This window comes from Blautia sp. OF03-15BH, from assembly GCF_003463065.1.
Lineage (GTDB): Bacteria > Bacillota > Clostridia > Lachnospirales > Lachnospiraceae > Limivivens.
The window spans coordinates 1-16658 of sequence record NZ_QSCM01000006.1 but is presented as its reverse complement, the minus strand read 5'-3'; the positions used below and the strand labels follow the sequence as shown (position 1 = coordinate 16658).

The window sequence follows — 16658 nt, the reverse complement described above, 5'->3', positions numbered from 1 at the left end:
CTGCCACCCCTCTCACAACAGAATGAAACGGTCTCCGTTTTTTATATGATATTCCCCCAGAGTACTGTTTGCATCCAATAACGTGTTTTCCGCACAGGAACAGAGAAATTCCGTCCCGGAAGACTGATACATCTTTCCTGAGAGTTCTTCTGCAATCTTTACAAACAATGGAATCAGTTCTTTTACCTTCAGGAAGTCCGGAACGAGAACTTCAAAGCTCTGAGAGATCGACGCGATATCCAGTGTGATCAAAAGTTTTGTCTCCATAATCCCTTTACATACTCCTGTAATACTACTTCCTGATCCCGAAGAGAGTTGTCCAGCGTCTCCAGGATCTCACGCCGCAGTTCGATGCTCCGGCAGAGTTTGCGAACAGAGGCCAGGATCTCGGCTCCACCGGGATCTGACCCAAAGGCTTCCTCTGCCATCTCTTCAATACGGCGCGCTATCCGGATTTCTTCTTCGAGATATACCGTATGCTTCTGTAACCTTGCAGGTATCACCTTTATCTCCATAAAAGCTTACACGATCAGTCCTACGATACTTGCTGCCGCTCCTGCCGCATCGGTTGCTGCTTTGGAGGCATCTTTTACATCGGATACGATATTATCCACGGTAGAACCTGCATTTGCCAGATCATCCACAACCTGCTGATACTGAATATTGGTATTTTTGCAATCCTCCATGCGGTTCTTTACTTCGTTGATCTTATCACTGATCAGGTTCATGTATTCTGCGGAAGAAGCAGAACCATCCCAGAAATCCTTCATCTGTCCCTGTAACGTATTCAGCTGTTCCAGATGTGTGACCAGCTGTGAGTAATATCCCTCCAGTGCGGAGATTTTTCTCTGATAAGTTCCTGCGCTATATTTTAAAATATATCCTGCCATGTTATTTCATCCTCTTTTCTTTTTTATTCAGGGTCAGTGTCCGATCTTTCTGGCTGCTTCTGCGATCGCCTCGAGAATTTTCGTAAGAGTTCTTGACCACTCCTCCATAATATCGCTGAGTCCGTCTACCGCTTTCATAAAGTTCTGTGTCAGGGTCTGGAAAGCTTCTGCCAGAGCTTCTCCTGTCTTTTTCAGCCCCATCATGATCGTATCGTCCTCATAAGGCTGCGTCTTCAGCTCTTCTGCCACCAGCTTTAAGAGCTCATCTACCCGTTTAAACTCTTCCTCCACATTTTTCTGCCACTGTTTTGCGCTTTCCATCCGGAAGCTTAATTCTGCTGCACTGTCCATTCTTTTTTCCTCCTGTATATAAAGTTTAATATTTGGAACCCATTCTTTTTTTCAGCCGGATCCATTCTTCCAGCTCCGAATCCAGCAGTTTTTGATACTCCTCCGCAATATCTCCGGATAAAAATCCGGCTACCATTGTTTTTTCTTCTTCTAACATTCTGCTAAGATCCGTACAAAAGCGAAGGCAACGTTCCTGCTCTGTCTTATCCATCATCCATCCTCAAAAATCGAATCGTCATCTGTTTTCACTGTCTCCTTTCGAAGTTCTCCGCAGGGCATTATCAGGTGATGCAGTTCTCCACGATAACTCATGATAAAATGATTGCCACCTTTTTTGGAAAGAAGCCGCTCCATGTCATAGGGAAGCTGGACGAGACTCTGTTTGTTCAGCTTCTCCCCAAAGAGCAGGGTCATTTTTCCGGTGTTGAAGCATTTATACAACTCATTTCCCCAGAGATATGGCGGCTCGTCGCTGTAAAATCCGGCCATCAGATAGATCTGTGCATACCTCGCAAGGACATACACGGAGCTGAATTTCGCCAGGTATCCGCTGATCTCCATAGTCACAGAAAGGAGATCGGAATATCGTTCAAAAAGTACGAGGATCGGCCGGAAGCTCTCCCTCATATGGGAAAACACTTCCTGTTTTGCGACAGCCGTTTCCGGATTCCAGTGATGTTCCTCACAGTACTGCGTATAAAGGTTGTATCGATGCTGGGCGTTGGCGCAAAGAAACGCTGCCAGCTGCTCGATCCCTTCCCGGTCTGCCGTAAAAATCCTGGCATCCTCCGCCATTCCGAGTTCTTCATAACAGCTCTCTTTTGCCTCTTTCAGGAAAGCGACCACCATATTTTCCGCTTTCGCATAAGTGACAAGGTTTTTCAGGATCGGAACTGCCGCCGTTTTGTCACTGAAATAAAGACTCAGCTGGTTAAACTGTTTTAACGGCAGGGCAATGGGCCGCGATGTTTTTACCTCATAGCCCAGAGGGAAACGGCTTCCGGCAAAGCCTGCGAGAAAATCTTCATATTCCTGATCGACCTGGATCTTTGCCAGTTTTTTTGCCGCCTGGTATTTCTGGTTTCTGCCTGCCAGGTCATTTACTTCCTCTTTTAACTTCTGGATCCGCTCCTCCTGATCCAGCTCCGGTGCAAATCTTGCCAGCTGCATTTCCAGCGCTTCTCCTCTGTGACTGAAAAGTCCCCGCCCCGGTTTTTCCGGAGGCAGGCAGGTACATTTGACACCCAGGATATCGGTGTAATCATATTTATCCTTTAGCCGGAGTGCGATCCTTGCTTTCAGCTCCTGCCTGGTCCTCATGTTGATCTCATTAACATGACCGATGGTAAAAAGGTAGGAGACACCGTAATTCACACTGTTTTTCAGATCATACTGGAGCTGGTCATACTGTTTCTGTCCGGCCTTCGTTTGCAGGAAACCGGCCACATTATCGATCACTACCAGAATAAAGGGAAGCGGCTGCCGTTTGACCGCATCGGAGTAACTGCTTACCTCCAGTGTGGAAAAAAGCTTTTTCCGCTCCTGGATGATGCCATTGATCAGCCGGAACAGCTCCGTACTCTGTTCTGCATCATCCTCCTCCAATACCGCTCCGCAGTGAGGCAGATTCCGGAACACCTTGAGCAGTCGGCTGGAATAATCCATGATATAAAACTGAAACTGTTCCGGTGTCGTCTTTTTCACCAGTGAGTAAAGAAGTGCTTCCACAAAAGAGGTTTTTCCGCTTCCCGGCTCTCCGCATACAAGGATATGACCGCAGGTTTCCAGATCCAGATACAGCGGATACTGTTCCTGCCTTGCCGGATCATCCAGTAAGCCGATTGTAGTCTTCAGAAGTCCTTCCGGCCTCTCCTCCTCTTTCTCCACCGGGAGCTGATCCGGCAGCATGGGCAGCCACAGTGCTTTGGAGCTTATCTTCTGCTCCCTGGCAATCTCCATAATAGATTTCACAAGAGAAACCAGCTGGGATTTTCCGGTGGAAGTCTTTATGATCTCCGGTTTCACCGTCATGACCGGCGAGCCTACATGATCGATGACCTGAATGCTCTCATCCTTCTGTTTTACCACTTCGTCCTGCGGTTCATATTCGGCACCGCTCCAGGCCGACTGTCCCATGGCAAAATACTCATTGTTTCCAACCTGAAGGTAAAAACGGCCGGTTTCTCTGATCTCCGCCGCCTCCGGACGCTTCAGCATATCCATGCTGTCTGCCCGGTCCTGGACCTTCAGGCAGACGCGGAATTTTGTATTGCTTAAGATCTGGTCTGTCACTACACCTGCCGGTTTCTGCGTTGCCAGGATCAGATGCACGCCAAGGCTTCGGCCGATCCGGGCGATACTCACCAGCTGATCGAGGAAATCCGGCTGCTGCTGTTTCAGTTCCGCAAACTCATCTGATATAATAAACAGATGCGGCATGAGTTCTGAGACCGTTCCGTTCCGGTACAGCCGCTGATAGGTGTAGATATCCATGGTTCCTTCCCCTGCCCGGCTTTTCGCATCATTAAAAACCTTCTGCCGGCGCAGGACTTCGCTTTGGATCGAGATCAGGGACCGGTTGATGGCCGCTCCGTCCAGGTTCGTTATGGTTCCGATCAGATGCGGCAGGTGGATCTGATTCTGTGGATCGTCAAACGCACCTGCCAGACCTCCGCCTTTATAGTCAATGAGTAAAAAAGCCACTTCATCCGGATGAAAATTCACTGCCAGAGAAAGAACATACGTCAGCAGAAATTCACTCTTCCCGGAACCGGTCGTTCCTGCCACCAGCCCGTGGGGCCCCTGATATTTCTGATGGAGATCCAGCAGAAATTCCGCTCCGTCTGTCCCGATTCCGACAGGAACCGCAAGAGAGGTCACCGGATCATGGTTTTTCCAGCGTTCTGCGATGTTCAGATCCTCGATACGTCCCACGCCGAACATTTCCAGAAACGTAACGGTTTTGGGCAGAGCATAGGCCTGGGATACCAGCCGAAGCCTGGTATTTGCCAGCACGCGCATACTCTCCAGGGCTTCTTTTTCTTCAAAATCATCTACAAGAAACGTTTCATCCTCTTTATCCAGCTCCCGGACATAGATGAGTTTGTTCCGAATGCCTTGTTCTGTCTCTTTATTCAGCTCCAGAATGACAGAGCACTCTTTGGGCACATCCGGAAAACCGGTGATCAGGCTCAGGCCGATGCTTTCCTTTTTCTGAATGACCTGCTTGATGACTTCCACGCCATCCAGCAGCTTCTTGCTCAAGGCGATCACCAGATAATACGGTCTTTCGCTTCGGATCTGCTCCCATTTTCTCTGGCTTTCCAGATCCTTCTCCAGCTCTTTCAGAAGATATTCGCCTACCTGATAGGCTTCTGAAGCATTGGTGGCGATCAGCCGAATGGACCGCTGATCATCCCAGACATGCGGAAGATATTTAATATAAGCCATGTCGTCCAGCTGGCTCTCCTCCATCAGAAATACCAGCTTTACCTCATCATAACTGAAAAGGATCGTAAGCTGCAGGACCAGCGTATTGATAAAACCGGTCACATCCCTCAGCCTTCCCTGAATGCCAAGTACTCTGTTTTCCAGAAGCGGGATCATGATCGGAACCTGTTCCAGCATCACCTGTGTCTCTGTCAGCTCATTCAGCTCATCCTTCAGAACATCTTCTTCCATATCAAAATGTTCCCCTGGACAGCTGATCTTTGCCTTCAGCGGGATATTTCCGCTTCCTATCCGGACATCCAGGAAATCATCATCACTGTTCGTTCTGGACCACAGCTTCTTCTTTTCATATACATATCCGAGGACTTTGGAAAGCTCCGGATAATTCTGACGGAGAACAGATTCCTCCCGTTCCTTTTCCTGAAGGATCTCCTCCTGTTTCTGAGAAAGGTATTCCCGGTATTTTTCCAGCCGCCGTTCTTCGTACTCTTCTTTTTGCTCTTTCGTATACCCCTGGGACAACAGAGGTAGCAGGATCGAACTTGCAAGCATGGTCACATTTCCGGTAAGCGCCGCCGTACTTCCCATGATCATCGAGCTTCCCATCCGCATGATGAGCGGGATCCCGTCCTTTCCCATCGGCATGGGCGGACTGTCGATCTCAATGGTCTTATCCTCAAAAGCAAGCCTTTTTCGCGGATAGCGGTTAAACAGCATCTCACTGTTTTTCCTTTTTTCCGGAAATACATTGCTCATAACGCTGTTTGTGTCATCGACAAATCTGGCTTTTTTCGGCGAGATCGCCACACGGTGATTTCCGTCATTGACAGAAAGGAAACGGCTGCCCACAATGATCTGAAGACCAAAGATATCGATCACATCGCCAAGATCCAGCTTCATGGATTTCACACGATACCCGTTTACATAGATCCCGTTCGTTGAATCCAGATCATGGATGCTCCACGTAGTCCCATTGTAATGAAGCCTGGCATGTCTGCCGGATATCATCGGTGCGGAATACACAAGATCATTCTCTTTATTTCTTCCGATGTAGAGATCTCCCGGAAGTGCCACATAATTATGCCGGATAAAACTGGCTTCGTTCACTTCCTCTGTATACAGCATAAACAGAGACTCTCCGTTTCGGATCAGGATCAGCTCCTGATTCAAAAGCTTCTGTTTCTTCTCAAACGGATTTTCCGCGGAAAGATACCTCGCCGTATTTTCCCGTACGGAAACCCATTTTTCTGTTTCTGCTTCAAAATGGATCGGAACATGTTCTACCGGTTCTTTTGGAAAACAAAGGCTTCCTTTGGCCGGATACGGTAAAAACAGACTTTGCATTTTTCCCGTCTGTGACAGCAGCGTTGCCTTCAGGCCAGTGGGATTTTCAATGAACAGCCGCTGAAACTGCCCTGCGGCTGTTTCCGTCACTTCCATAGAAGCCGTCTCATCCTTTAATTTTTCTGTTCCGTCCAGTGTCATGTCATATCTATTCATATTATTCCAGGTCGTACATCGCTGTGATGATCAGGTCTGTTGCCGGCATTTCAAAAGAAAAGCTGGCATTGTCATTTTCTACAGTTTCACTTCCGTCCGCGGAGATAAACCAGCAGTTAAACTTCTTGCCCGGCTCTTCCTCTGCTGTCACGGTAACGGTCTCTCCTTCTTCATAGACGCCTGCGCCGCTTCCGCCAAAGACCATGACGCTATAACGGTCTCCTGCTTCATATACGGCCTTAACGGATACCTTCTCCGCCGGCATCTCAAAGGAGACTTCTCTGTTTTCTGCCGCTGCGGGATCCAGCTTCAGAGAGCCCTCTGTCACTTCCCAGCGTGCAAACGGAATACCTGACGCATCCGTTTCATCGGCTGTGATGGAGACGGTGCTTCCGGCATCATACATTCCGCTTCCTTTTCCGCCTTCTACCTTTACGGTATATTTTTCCTGCGCATAATGAGCTGTCATTGCCACCTCTTGTGCAGGCATTTCAAAAGAGAGATTCTGTACTGTCAGGTCACTGATCTCCAGGGTTCCTTTATCAATGGTCCAATGAGAAAAAGGTACGCCGTTATTGGAGTCCTTCGCCGATACCTGGACCTGATCCCCGTAATGGTAGGTTCCTGTTCCGTTTCCGTCATTGACAGAAAGCGCATAATCGATATCCTTGAAAACAGCCTGGATGACCAGTTCGCCATCCGGCATCTCAAACGCCGCTTTTTCCTTCTGGGCATTCTGGATGGAAACCGCACCTTCTTCCACTTCCCAGCCGCTGAATTCTTTTCCTTTCGAAGGCTCATCGGCGATCAGTGTTACTTTTTCACCAACCAGATAATCTCCGGAACCGCTTCCGCCGTTGACCGTCACCTTATGCTGATTCTGGTCATATGCGGCAGCAAGGATCACATCCGTCGCCGGCATGGAGATCGTAAGCTCCGGACTGGACGCTTCTTCTTCCGACAGTTCTAGGGTTCCATCCTTTACCACCCAGCCTTTAAAGGTCGCTCCCGCCTTTTCCTGGGCCTTGATGCTTACTGTTTTTCCAAAATCATAGGTTCCTCCACCCTGTCCGTTTTCCACCTGAAGTTCATAGGAGAGGGTTTTATAAGTAGCTGTGATCTCCAGCTCGTCATCCGGCATTTCAAAGCTCGTCTTCTGCTTGTCCGCATGCTCCAGATAAACCGTACCGTCTTCCACATCCCAGCCTGCAAACGCATTTCCTTCCGCCGGTTCTTCCGCTACAATGGTGATTTCTTCTCCCACCTCATATTCACCGGAACCGGAACCATGATTGATGATGACATTATGGCTGTTTACGTCATAAAGAGCTGTCAGCTGCACTTCATGGCGGGGCATTTTAAAAGAAACGGTCTTTGCTGTCAGTTCTTCTTCTGTCAGCGGGAGTTTTCCGTCGATCTCCCATTTGATGAAGGTGGAGCCGTCCACATCCTTTGCTGTGACCGTTACCTTCTGGCCGCCCTTGTACTTTCCTGATCCGGAACCGTCTTCCACAGCCAGCGTATAACTCTGGTTTGTCAGGAAATAGGCCAGAACTGCCACCGCAACCGCAGAACCCGCCAGTCCCTGGATGAGCATTTTTTTCTTTTTCGGCTTTTTTCCTTTTCCCCCTGTTTTTTCTGTCTTTGCTTTCGGCGCCTCTTTCTTTTCTTCCGTTTTTACCGGCGGCACTTCTGTCTTCTTCACGTTCTTTTCTGTCTGTGCCGTACTGCCTGCTGTGGATTTACCGATGCTGTTTCCTGTGATCCCTGTTTTGGAGGTCTTTTTTACCGTCTCCGCATCATAGATAAACATATCCTTTCCAAACATGGCTCTGGTTTCATCCAGGCTTTTGCTGGTCTCACCTGTTCCCTTTTCTGCAGCCGCTGTTCCGGCAATGTTTTTTCCTGATCCGGTGATATGCTCCAGATCTGCCAGGATCTCTCCGGCATTCTGATACCGTTCTCCCGGATCGTGGGCGCACATCCTCAGAACGATTTTTCCAAACGCCTCAGAAGCTGCACACGGCAGCGGAAGCTCTTTCTTTCCACTCAGACGGTCGATAAGCGCCTGCTGCATTTCCCATTCCGAATAAGAGCCGGTTTCCGGATAAAAAGGAAGCCGGTTGTTGTTCAAAAGCTTGTATAAAACCAATCCCAGAGAATAGATATCTACCGTATGGTCATAATCCTTTCCATGAAAGACCTCCGGTGCCATGTAGTTTTCCGTTCCCTTTTTGGACAGATCCGAAGACGCCTTGTCACAGATCCTCGCAATCCCGAAATCTCCGATTTTAAAATTCTGATAGTTATCCACAAAAATATTATCGGGTTTGATATCCCTGTGAATGATCCCTTTGCTCTCGAAAAGCTCCAGCGTCTGTACAAGCTCCCTGCCCATTCTTAAGACATCCGCCTCGGAAATCCCCTGCTCCTGTATAAACGTCTGGATCGGCACCAGAAGCTCCATCCGGATCAGGATATCCCATCGGATCTCTTCCGGGTATTTGATCACTTGATAGTCTTCACAGTTTACAATATGTGGAAAACCCTTCATATCTGTCATGATCTTGATTTCATCCGTAAGATCCTCGACAACATCCTGAAAAAACGCTGTCACGGACTGTTCATCCATTCCGTCCCCGTAAAGCGTTCTCTTTAATGAGGGATCCTTTGGGACCCGGATCACTTTCAGTGCGGAAGATATGGAAATATCATGATCCTTTTTCACGATCTCCCACACCTGACCACTGGCTCCACTTCCGATCTCACGGACGATCTCCCAGTCATTAAATACCATTTCACCAACTCTATATTCCATCCTCAACCTCGCCTCAAATAATGTCTGAAAATAGTTCTGTCACAGAACGGTTTTTACGATTTTGATGTTCTGTATGATTACTTCTTATCATAATATCATGTTTCATGGTGTTTTTCAACAATCTTTCCTCTTTTGTGTTTCTTGTTTTTATCTATATAGCACAATATTTTCTTTATTGAAACCCATCCTATTTTCAAAAAGTAACAGGAATGGCCTCCTGTTTTTTCTCATTTTTGTTTCTTTTGTTCATAATTGTTTCTCTTATGCAAACAATTTCTTTTTTAACAATGATCGTATCTTTCGCTGTTTCTGTTTCAATAAAAGACAACTCTTTGAAGAAGCATCTGAATTTTCCCACACACGCAATAAAGACGAAAATTTATGGTTTCCCTGTAAAAATTATGATAAAATAAATGCATGAAGAAAAAAAAGCTTGCCTTTTTGGCTGTTGCAATCATTGCTGTTGCATTATTGCTCGAAACCGGGATTTTAAAATATGTGAACGACAGAAACACCTATCAGATGGCAAAAGTACTGCTTGATCGTGTTGTCACCGTGCTCAATAAAAATGATGAGAGTGAAAACGAACTCATCGGATCGCTGAAGGACGATTATATCGTAAGGGCAAAGGCTGTATCTTATATCATAGATGCAAAACCAGAGGTGGAACGTGATGTGGAAGAATTACAAAAGATAGCAGATCTGATGGCGGTCGATGAGATACATCTGTTTGATGAAAACGGCTATATCTACAGTGGTTCTGTGCCCAAATACTTCGGCTATAACTTTGACTCCGGAGAACAGATGGCTTATTTTAAACCCATGCTTACGGACAAAAGTCTTACCATGTGTCAGGATGTCACCCCGAACACTTCCGAAGGCAAAGAAATGATGTATGCCATCACATGGAACGAAGACGGTACACGGCTGGTTCAGGTAGGTATCTCACCGAAGCGTCTGCTTGAAGAGACGAAACAGAATGAGATCTCTACGGTCGTGGCATCTATGCCGTTCTATGAAGGAATTGAAATCTTTGCAGCCGATGCAAAGACAGGAATCATAAAAGGTGCTACAGACAGTAGATGGATCGGAGAGACTCTGGAAAACCTGGGTATCACCTCTGCCAAGACAAAGGGCGAAAAGACTGGTCTTTTCTACGCAAAGTTCGACGGAAATCTTTGCAGGTATTCCCTGTGTCAGGATGACAACTATATCGTTGTTGTAACTGTCGAGAATACCTTTTATCTGCAGAGTACTGTTTTTGCGATACTGATCGTCGGTGTGTATCTTATACTGGCATCCTGCTGCATGATCTATCTGCTCTCAAGGGTTATGAAAGAAAAATATGAAAAAGAGAAACTGGTCTATACATCCACTACGGACGAACTGACACGATGTCTGAACAGACATGCATATGAAGAGGATCTGAACCGTCTGGATCCTGCCGAAGAATGGATCTATCTTTCCATGGATCTCAATGGATTGAAACAGGCAAATGATTCTCTTGGGCATGCAGCCGGTGATGAACTCCTGCGTGCTGCTGCAGATCAGATGAAAGAAAGTTTCAGCCCTTATGGAAAAGTCTACCGGATCGGCGGCGATGAGTTTGCTGTGATCCTTACCAGAAAAGTACAGGATCTTCCGGCTTTGCTGAAAGACTTTGACCATCGGGTCTTCCAGTGGCACGGAGAACTGACAGGCTCCATGGCGATCTCATACGGATATGTTTTCAGTTCCGAGAAAAAATGGAGCAGCATCTACGAGATCACAAAAGCAGCCGATCAACGGATGTATGAAAGCAAAGCCCGCTATTACCTTGAAAACGGACTGGAGAGAAGAAAATAATCAAGACAAAGAAGAAATGCCATGCGGCCTGCCATTCCAACTGTTGCCGTAAAGCGGACATTCGCGATCTGCGTTCAAACTACAAGAAAAACAACCGGACTTTGTATTGCATTTGTTTCGGTGATCTGCTATAAAGAATATGAGTGTTAAGAAGTCTTTTGACTATTGGGCAAGATGGAATATGAATCATTATAAAGAGTCATTTTTATGAAGGAGGAATACCGGAAATGATCAATCAATTACACCTGGCAATGATCGGATTATATCACGGAGATGCAGAAAGGATCCAGCATTTCTGCAAAGTTCACAGTTACGCAAAGCTGATCGCTGAATCCGAACAGGTAGATGAAAAATGCCTGTTTACGCTTGAAGCTGCGGCTCTGACGCACGATATTGGTATTCATTTATGTGAAGAAAAGTACGGAAACTGTAATGGAAAACTACAGGAAAAAGAAGGTCCTGCTTTAGCTGAAAAGCTGCTTGGAGAATTGGGCTTTGATCGTGACGTTTCTGAAAGAGTTCAGTATCTGATCGCACATCATCATACCTACGATGCGATCGATGCGATCGACTATCAAATACTTGTGGAAGCTGATTTTCTCGTTAATATCATGGAAGGCGCCCTTTCCAAAGAGAGCGCCCGGAACATCTATCAGAATATTTTCAAAACAACCTGTGGAAAGAAGATCTGCAGGGAAATGTTTGACCTCTGATCATCATTTTAAAATATATTCCATCTGCCGTTCCTTTGTTTTCATACCCATTTTTTCATAAAATTTTTCTGCTGAAGTATTTCCTGCCCATACATTTAATGTCACTTCATAGCAGCCCATTTGTTTTGCTTCATTTTTTACATATTCAAACAATCTTTCACCGATATGCTGCCCCCGTACCTCCTGATCGATACATAAATCATCTATAAAAAGAGACTGAAACGGTACCATATTGTTTGAGAAAGGCTGTTCTTTCAATTGGCAAAAAGCGTATCCTATGCATACATCTTCCTCATTCACGGCAACATATACCGGCTTTTTTTCATTTTTCAAAAGTTCTCTCAATTCATCTGTGCTATATTTTGTCGTGCCGGGAATAAAAATGTCCGGTCTGATGTCTGCATGAATTTGCAGCACCTGGCCCAACAGTTCCATCATTCTCGGAATGTCTTTTTCTTCTGCTTTTCTGATCATCACTTTTTTACCTCCAGTATGTCCGTCTGTTTTTAGTTTATCAACACCAAAAGCAAAAATCAATGATCGGATTTAAATGTTTTCCGATAATACAGATAAGAATAAATTCCCGGTAAAATGCCCGGGATAACAGCCAGTGCAAGAAACAGCCATATGTTTTGAAACGGTAACGTTACGATCATGGCGATCCCTCCTACCACCATACATTTTCCTCCGAACCGATGTGTATGATACCAGTTGTCAGGATCATACAATGCCCAGGGGACACGAAAACCAATGCTATAGTTCGGCTTTGTTTTCGGAATAAAATTGCCTAAAATAAGATACAAAATGCCAACAAGTATGACACAGAGATACTGGACATTCAGTTGATATCCTGCATTGTACATATAGATGGTGCTGCAGACAAACAAAGAAGTCAGCGGACAGATCCATAAGACAACCAGGAATATTTTTTTGCTGATATCTTTTGCTTTGGGATCCATACTTGTGAAAACCATACACAGGAGATGAAAGAACAACAGCATTGCCGGAAGTCCAAACACTGCAAAGGCTTTGGAGCTGTATCCGTTCGGCTGATTGTCCGTTCCAAAATGTGTTGCAACCGTATCCGGTAATCGGTTCCATAAAAGTAAGCCTATAAGAATTGGTAATAGTGTTACGATGGATGTCAACAGTATCATTTTTTTATGTTGTCTGATCATGGTCATTTCCTCCTTTTAATTCGCTGATCCATAACAAAATCTCCTCCAGCACCGTGGCATTAAGCTCATAATAAATAAATTTTCCCTCCCGCTCGTCACGGATCAGATCTGCTTCCTTTAAAACAGACAGATGGCGGGAGATTGCCGCACCTGAAATTGAAAAATGATGACTGATCTCGCCGGCAGACAGGCGTGACTGCCGGAGCAGATTAAGTATTTCACGTCTTGTAGGATCAGCAAGTGCATGAAGCGTGTCTTGCATACTCAAGTTCATCCCTCCTTCATTTATTATTTAACATTTAATTTAAATGTTAAATGAATTATAACATGCTATCCTGCTTTGTCAAGATTCTTTTTGTTCTCCCCCGTTATCACTTTAATGTATTTTTTTCAAAAAATTTATTTTACTTTTTCAATTCTGTGCTATACTAAAGCGTCATAAGAAGGTCATATTTATAAAGCGAGGTGAAGTGAAGCAGGTGAAGAAAAAGACACTTGTGCCTCTTATCGTTTTTTTACTGGGCATATGCCTTGTTGGTTTCATTGTGTACAAAACAGACACCCATGAAAAAGAGCAGAGACACACAACCGCACAATTAAATGCAGCAACTTATGGTGAACGTATAAAAAATGAAATTACGAATGGAATTGAGATTACAAATACTCTACAGCAGATCTTAATCAGCGAAAATGGAGAAATCCACCTCTTTGACACGGTCGCAGAAAATATCATGTCTGATTCCATTGAAAGCGTGCAGCTTGCTCCGGATGGCATTGTGACAGAAATTTATCCTGCAGAAGGAAATGAGGCAGGTAAGATCGATCTGATCCATGATAAAGACCGTGGAGAAATTTCCTGTTATGCAAGAGATCATCATACCATCATTACACAAGGTCCTTTCAAATTGAAACAGGGCGGCTCGGGAATTGCTGTCCGCAATCCGGTCTACCTGAAAGATGAAAACGGACAGGACTATTTCTGGGGTTTTACCATTGTTATCCTGCGCGTTCCTGACATTTTTTCAGACACGATCCAGGCACTTTCCAATTTTGGATATGAATACAGGCTTTCCAAAACAGATGCTCCCTGGAGTAACGCTTACAAAATCATTGACCAGTCAGATGGTCCATTGACTCACCCTGTTTCTTATGCTTTTACGATCGGGGAAGAAAGCTGGCGATTCGAAGTCACTCCTGAGAATGGATGGGAAAACAGCACTTTGACAGCAACCGTCATCGGAATCTTTCTTGCGATCACCCTGCTTTTTTCGGTTCTTACCCGCGTATGGTTAGTATCAAAGGAGAATAAAAACAAATTTCAGATACTGGCGCACACGGATTCGCTTACGGCTATTTACAACCGCTATGGATTTGATGAAGCAGCAGAAAAAATGATGGATAAAAATCCGAAGGCGCATTTTGTGGCTGCCCTCCTTGATATTGATGACTTTAAGTTTATCAATGACATTTACGGACATGGTTACGGAGACAGGGCATTAAGGAACCTGGCAGACAGTATGAAAGCCTTTTTCCCATCCGATGCATTACTGGGAAGAAACGGTGGCGATGAATTCTGTATTCTTCTGCAGAATACTGCCTGCGAAGATGTAAAAGAACAGCTGCAGCAGTTCACCAGCCTTCCAAAGACATTCTTATGCAGAGGAAAAGAACAGCACTTTTATATTTCTCTTGGGTATGCGGAATATCCGACATTTGCATCCAATCGTTCACAGCTTATGCGCTGTGCAGATGCAGCCCTTTATGAAATAAAACTCCACGGAAAAAACGGATGTATGGCTTACCGGGAAGGACTTCACTCAGGAGTCCGCAAACAGCTGGGATTCGCATTTAAGGATGTCTCGGAACACCTTCCCGGCGCATTTATCATCTACAAAGCAGACAGAACGGAGGATGAACTCTTTTATGCAAACCATGAGTTCCTTCATATGACCGGATATAAAAACATGGATGAACTCTTTCAGCTCACAGAGAAAAGCTTCCGCAACCTAATCCGGAAAGACGAACAGCAGCAGATCGAGGCGAGTATCTGGGAACAGATCGATAATGGCAATGAGAATGACTATATCCACTTCCATCTCCGAAAAGCGGACGGTTCTTATCTTTCTGTGCTTGATCACGGAAGGATCGTGGAGAGCCAGCAATACGGAAGAGTCTTTTATGTATTGTTTATGGACTGGGATGACATGCATATTCATTACAACGATAAGTTTTCAGAATAAACAACATTAGAAAAAAAGAAGCGCTCCATTGGTTTTCTTTTCCCAATGGAGCGCTTCTTTTTATAAGACAGTCCAAAACAATCCGTGTCTATCTTTCTTTTATTGCTTTGTACTCTTCTTCGATACCGGCAGCTAAAGTTTTGATCGTATACTCCAGGAGTTCATTACCGAACGCTTCCGATGATTCTTTGACCGGATGGCGTCCTGCGATTCCGATCAGATTACTCTCATCGTCTTTTACCTGTCCGAAGTCAACCAGCTCCGGCCGCACAGCCATCACGATAGAAGTCTCATTCGCTCCGGCATGGTCGCTCTGATATTTCAGTCTCTCATCTTTCGCAAATGTCCAGGCTGTCAAAATACGCAGGCCATACTTTTCTTTTGCCTCTTCCTCCATCTCCGTAAAGGCGTTTATCGACGGACCGTGTCCATGTCCGACAACAATACGGATTCCCACTCGGGAAAGCTGGGCAAAAATACTGCGCAGGTACTCCTGAAACAGTTCCTTTTCCATCCAGTAAGCGCTGCCTTTCAGCTGCTGGACACAATAGGTGTGCAGTGCACCCTCCGTATTGATATCCATTCCATAAAATGCTTTCCCACCGTCATGAAAGATACGGTCGGGTCCCATAAACAGCATCGGAAGTACTACACCGCCGACTTTTTCCGCTACCCGGACAAACAACTCTTTTGACTGGATCCCGTCAGCTCCAAGGGGCATATGCGGACCGTGCCATTCCAGTGTACCAAGCGGCAGATAGGCAACCGGCATCTCCTGTACTCTCTGCACCAGTTCTTCTGGAAGCAATTCCTCGTATAATACTTTTTTCATCCTGCTCTCCTTATCCAAAGAAATGATATGCCACTATTATACATTCTATTTTTCAACAAGTGCAAGCAGTTTTTCCTTTATTTTTTCCTGCTCTGCAGGATCCGGATACATCCGCTTTGTCCACTCAAGTGCGATCGGAAGATATTCCTCCGCAAGGTCATACCGATCCGAATTGGAAAGGAAGAAGATATGAGCGATCGTCAGGTTCAGCTTCGGATGCTTCTTCAGGATTCCGATCGTTTCCTCCCGGATCTGCTCATGAGTCGGATACGTTTCGTCACAGTAATATCCGGCGCCGATCGCCCACTTTGGAATCCGTTCTTTGTCCCAGAATTCCACCGGATCGTTGGAATGCAGGAGCACCGGGATGTTGTTTTTTTCCAGGAAATCGTACATCGGATCGTAGCATTCATCACACAGAGAAACACCATACGCCTTACGGAGTTCCGGTTTTCCGAACAACAGCTTCATTCCGTCAAATCCGACTTTATGATAAGCCTGTACCTGCCGCAGCAGCTCGTCCGCCTCCGGTGCACCCTTTCCTGTCGTATGAAAGCATGCATAAGTGTAAATCTTTTCCGGTGCTTTCTTCTTGATATCCAGAAGTTCCAGATTGCCCCAGACACATTTGGGTGCTACACTTCCTGATAAAAGCACATACTGTTCATATTCTGCTTTTTTCACTGCTTTGTTGATCTCTTCGATGTCTCCTACATGAATGTGTGTATCAATGATCGGGTATTATAAAAAAGCTGTCAAAAACCGGATGATTTCAGAAAAAACTGGGTAATCAAACTTGTTGAGGGTCTCTCTTCGTGAGGGGCAAACTTGAGGGTTTGTC

Annotated in this window: 15 protein-coding genes; 3 read left to right on the top strand and 12 right to left on the bottom strand. The window is 45.6% G+C overall.

The features are described from left to right. Window positions 1–12: 12 nt before the first annotated feature. From DXA57_RS08170 to DXA57_RS08140, 7 genes are read right to left on the bottom strand one after another with little or no spacing between them, the layout of a single operon-like run. Window positions 13–267: an EsaB/YukD family protein gene (locus tag DXA57_RS08170; protein WP_117766458.1), complete on the bottom strand. Its 255-nt coding sequence runs from the start codon at window positions 265–267 to the stop codon at window positions 13–15. Beyond that, window positions 249–503 (bottom strand): hypothetical protein, encoded by a 255-nt coding sequence (locus DXA57_RS08165; RefSeq protein WP_117766456.1) that lies wholly within the window; start codon window positions 501–503, stop codon window positions 249–251. Before DXA57_RS08165 ends, DXA57_RS08170 begins: the two co-directional genes overlap by 19 nt. Window positions 504–521: 18 nt before the next feature. Further along, entirely contained in the window at window positions 522–890 is a 369-nt protein-coding gene (locus DXA57_RS08160) for a hypothetical protein (protein WP_117766454.1), read from the bottom strand. Between the two features lie 33 nt (window positions 891–923). Further along, window positions 924–1241, bottom strand: coding sequence for a hypothetical protein (locus DXA57_RS08155; protein WP_117766452.1), 318 nt, complete (start codon window positions 1239–1241; stop codon window positions 924–926). A gap of 25 nt (window positions 1242–1266) precedes the next feature. After that, complete coding sequence (locus tag DXA57_RS08150; RefSeq protein WP_147345667.1) at window positions 1267–1455, bottom strand: hypothetical protein; 189 nt, start codon at window positions 1453–1455, stop codon at window positions 1267–1269. Beyond that, a complete protein-coding gene (essC, locus tag DXA57_RS08145) occupies window positions 1452–6191 on the bottom strand; it encodes a type VII secretion protein EssC (protein WP_117766448.1) in 4740 nt (1579 codons plus the stop codon). Before essC ends, DXA57_RS08150 begins: the two co-directional genes overlap by 4 nt. A 1-nt stretch (window position 6192) precedes the next feature. Then, window positions 6193–9009: an InlB B-repeat-containing protein gene (locus DXA57_RS08140; RefSeq protein WP_117766446.1), complete on the bottom strand. Its 2817-nt coding sequence runs from the start codon at window positions 9007–9009 to the stop codon at window positions 6193–6195. Window positions 9010–9426: 417 nt separating this feature from the next. Between DXA57_RS08140 and DXA57_RS08135 the strand changes: the two genes are divergently transcribed. After that, window positions 9427–10854: a GGDEF domain-containing protein gene (locus tag DXA57_RS08135; protein WP_117766444.1), complete on the top strand. Its 1428-nt coding sequence runs from the start codon at window positions 9427–9429 to the stop codon at window positions 10852–10854. 227 nt (window positions 10855–11081) lie between these two features. Continuing rightward, window positions 11082–11567 (top strand): HD domain-containing protein, encoded by a 486-nt coding sequence (locus DXA57_RS08130; protein ID WP_117766442.1) that lies wholly within the window; start codon window positions 11082–11084, stop codon window positions 11565–11567. 3 nt (window positions 11568–11570) lie between these two features. On the opposite strand, the gene DXA57_RS08125 is transcribed toward DXA57_RS08130, so the two are convergent. From DXA57_RS08125 to DXA57_RS08115, 3 genes are read right to left on the bottom strand one after another with little or no spacing between them, the layout of a single operon-like run. After that, window positions 11571–12044 (bottom strand): GNAT family N-acetyltransferase, encoded by a 474-nt coding sequence (locus tag DXA57_RS08125; protein ID WP_199612707.1) that lies wholly within the window; start codon window positions 12042–12044, stop codon window positions 11571–11573. Between the two features lie 56 nt (window positions 12045–12100). Beyond that, window positions 12101–12745, bottom strand: coding sequence for an SdpI family protein (locus DXA57_RS08120; protein WP_117766438.1), 645 nt, complete (start codon window positions 12743–12745; stop codon window positions 12101–12103). Then, window positions 12729–13019, bottom strand: a complete 291-nt coding sequence (locus DXA57_RS08115) for an autorepressor SdpR family transcription factor (protein WP_199612702.1) — start codon at window positions 13017–13019, stop codon at window positions 12729–12731. Before DXA57_RS08115 ends, DXA57_RS08120 begins: the two co-directional genes overlap by 17 nt. Before the next feature lie 457 nt (window positions 13020–13476). Here DXA57_RS08115 and DXA57_RS08110 point away from each other — a divergent pair, with 457 nt between their 5' ends. Then, window positions 13477–14985, top strand: coding sequence for a diguanylate cyclase domain-containing protein (locus DXA57_RS08110; protein ID WP_243005748.1), 1509 nt, complete (start codon window positions 13477–13479; stop codon window positions 14983–14985). Window positions 14986–15073: 88 nt separating this feature from the next. Here DXA57_RS08110 and DXA57_RS08105 read toward each other — a convergent pair whose 3' ends face one another. Both DXA57_RS08105 and DXA57_RS08100 read right to left on the bottom strand, forming a co-directional pair. After that, window positions 15074–15817 (bottom strand): creatininase family protein, encoded by a 744-nt coding sequence (locus tag DXA57_RS08105; RefSeq protein ID WP_117766434.1) that lies wholly within the window; start codon window positions 15815–15817, stop codon window positions 15074–15076. Window positions 15818–15862: 45 nt separating this feature from the next. Then, complete coding sequence (locus tag DXA57_RS08100; protein ID WP_158571266.1) at window positions 15863–16501, bottom strand: amidohydrolase family protein; 639 nt, start codon at window positions 16499–16501, stop codon at window positions 15863–15865. Window positions 16502–16658 lie beyond the last annotated feature (157 nt).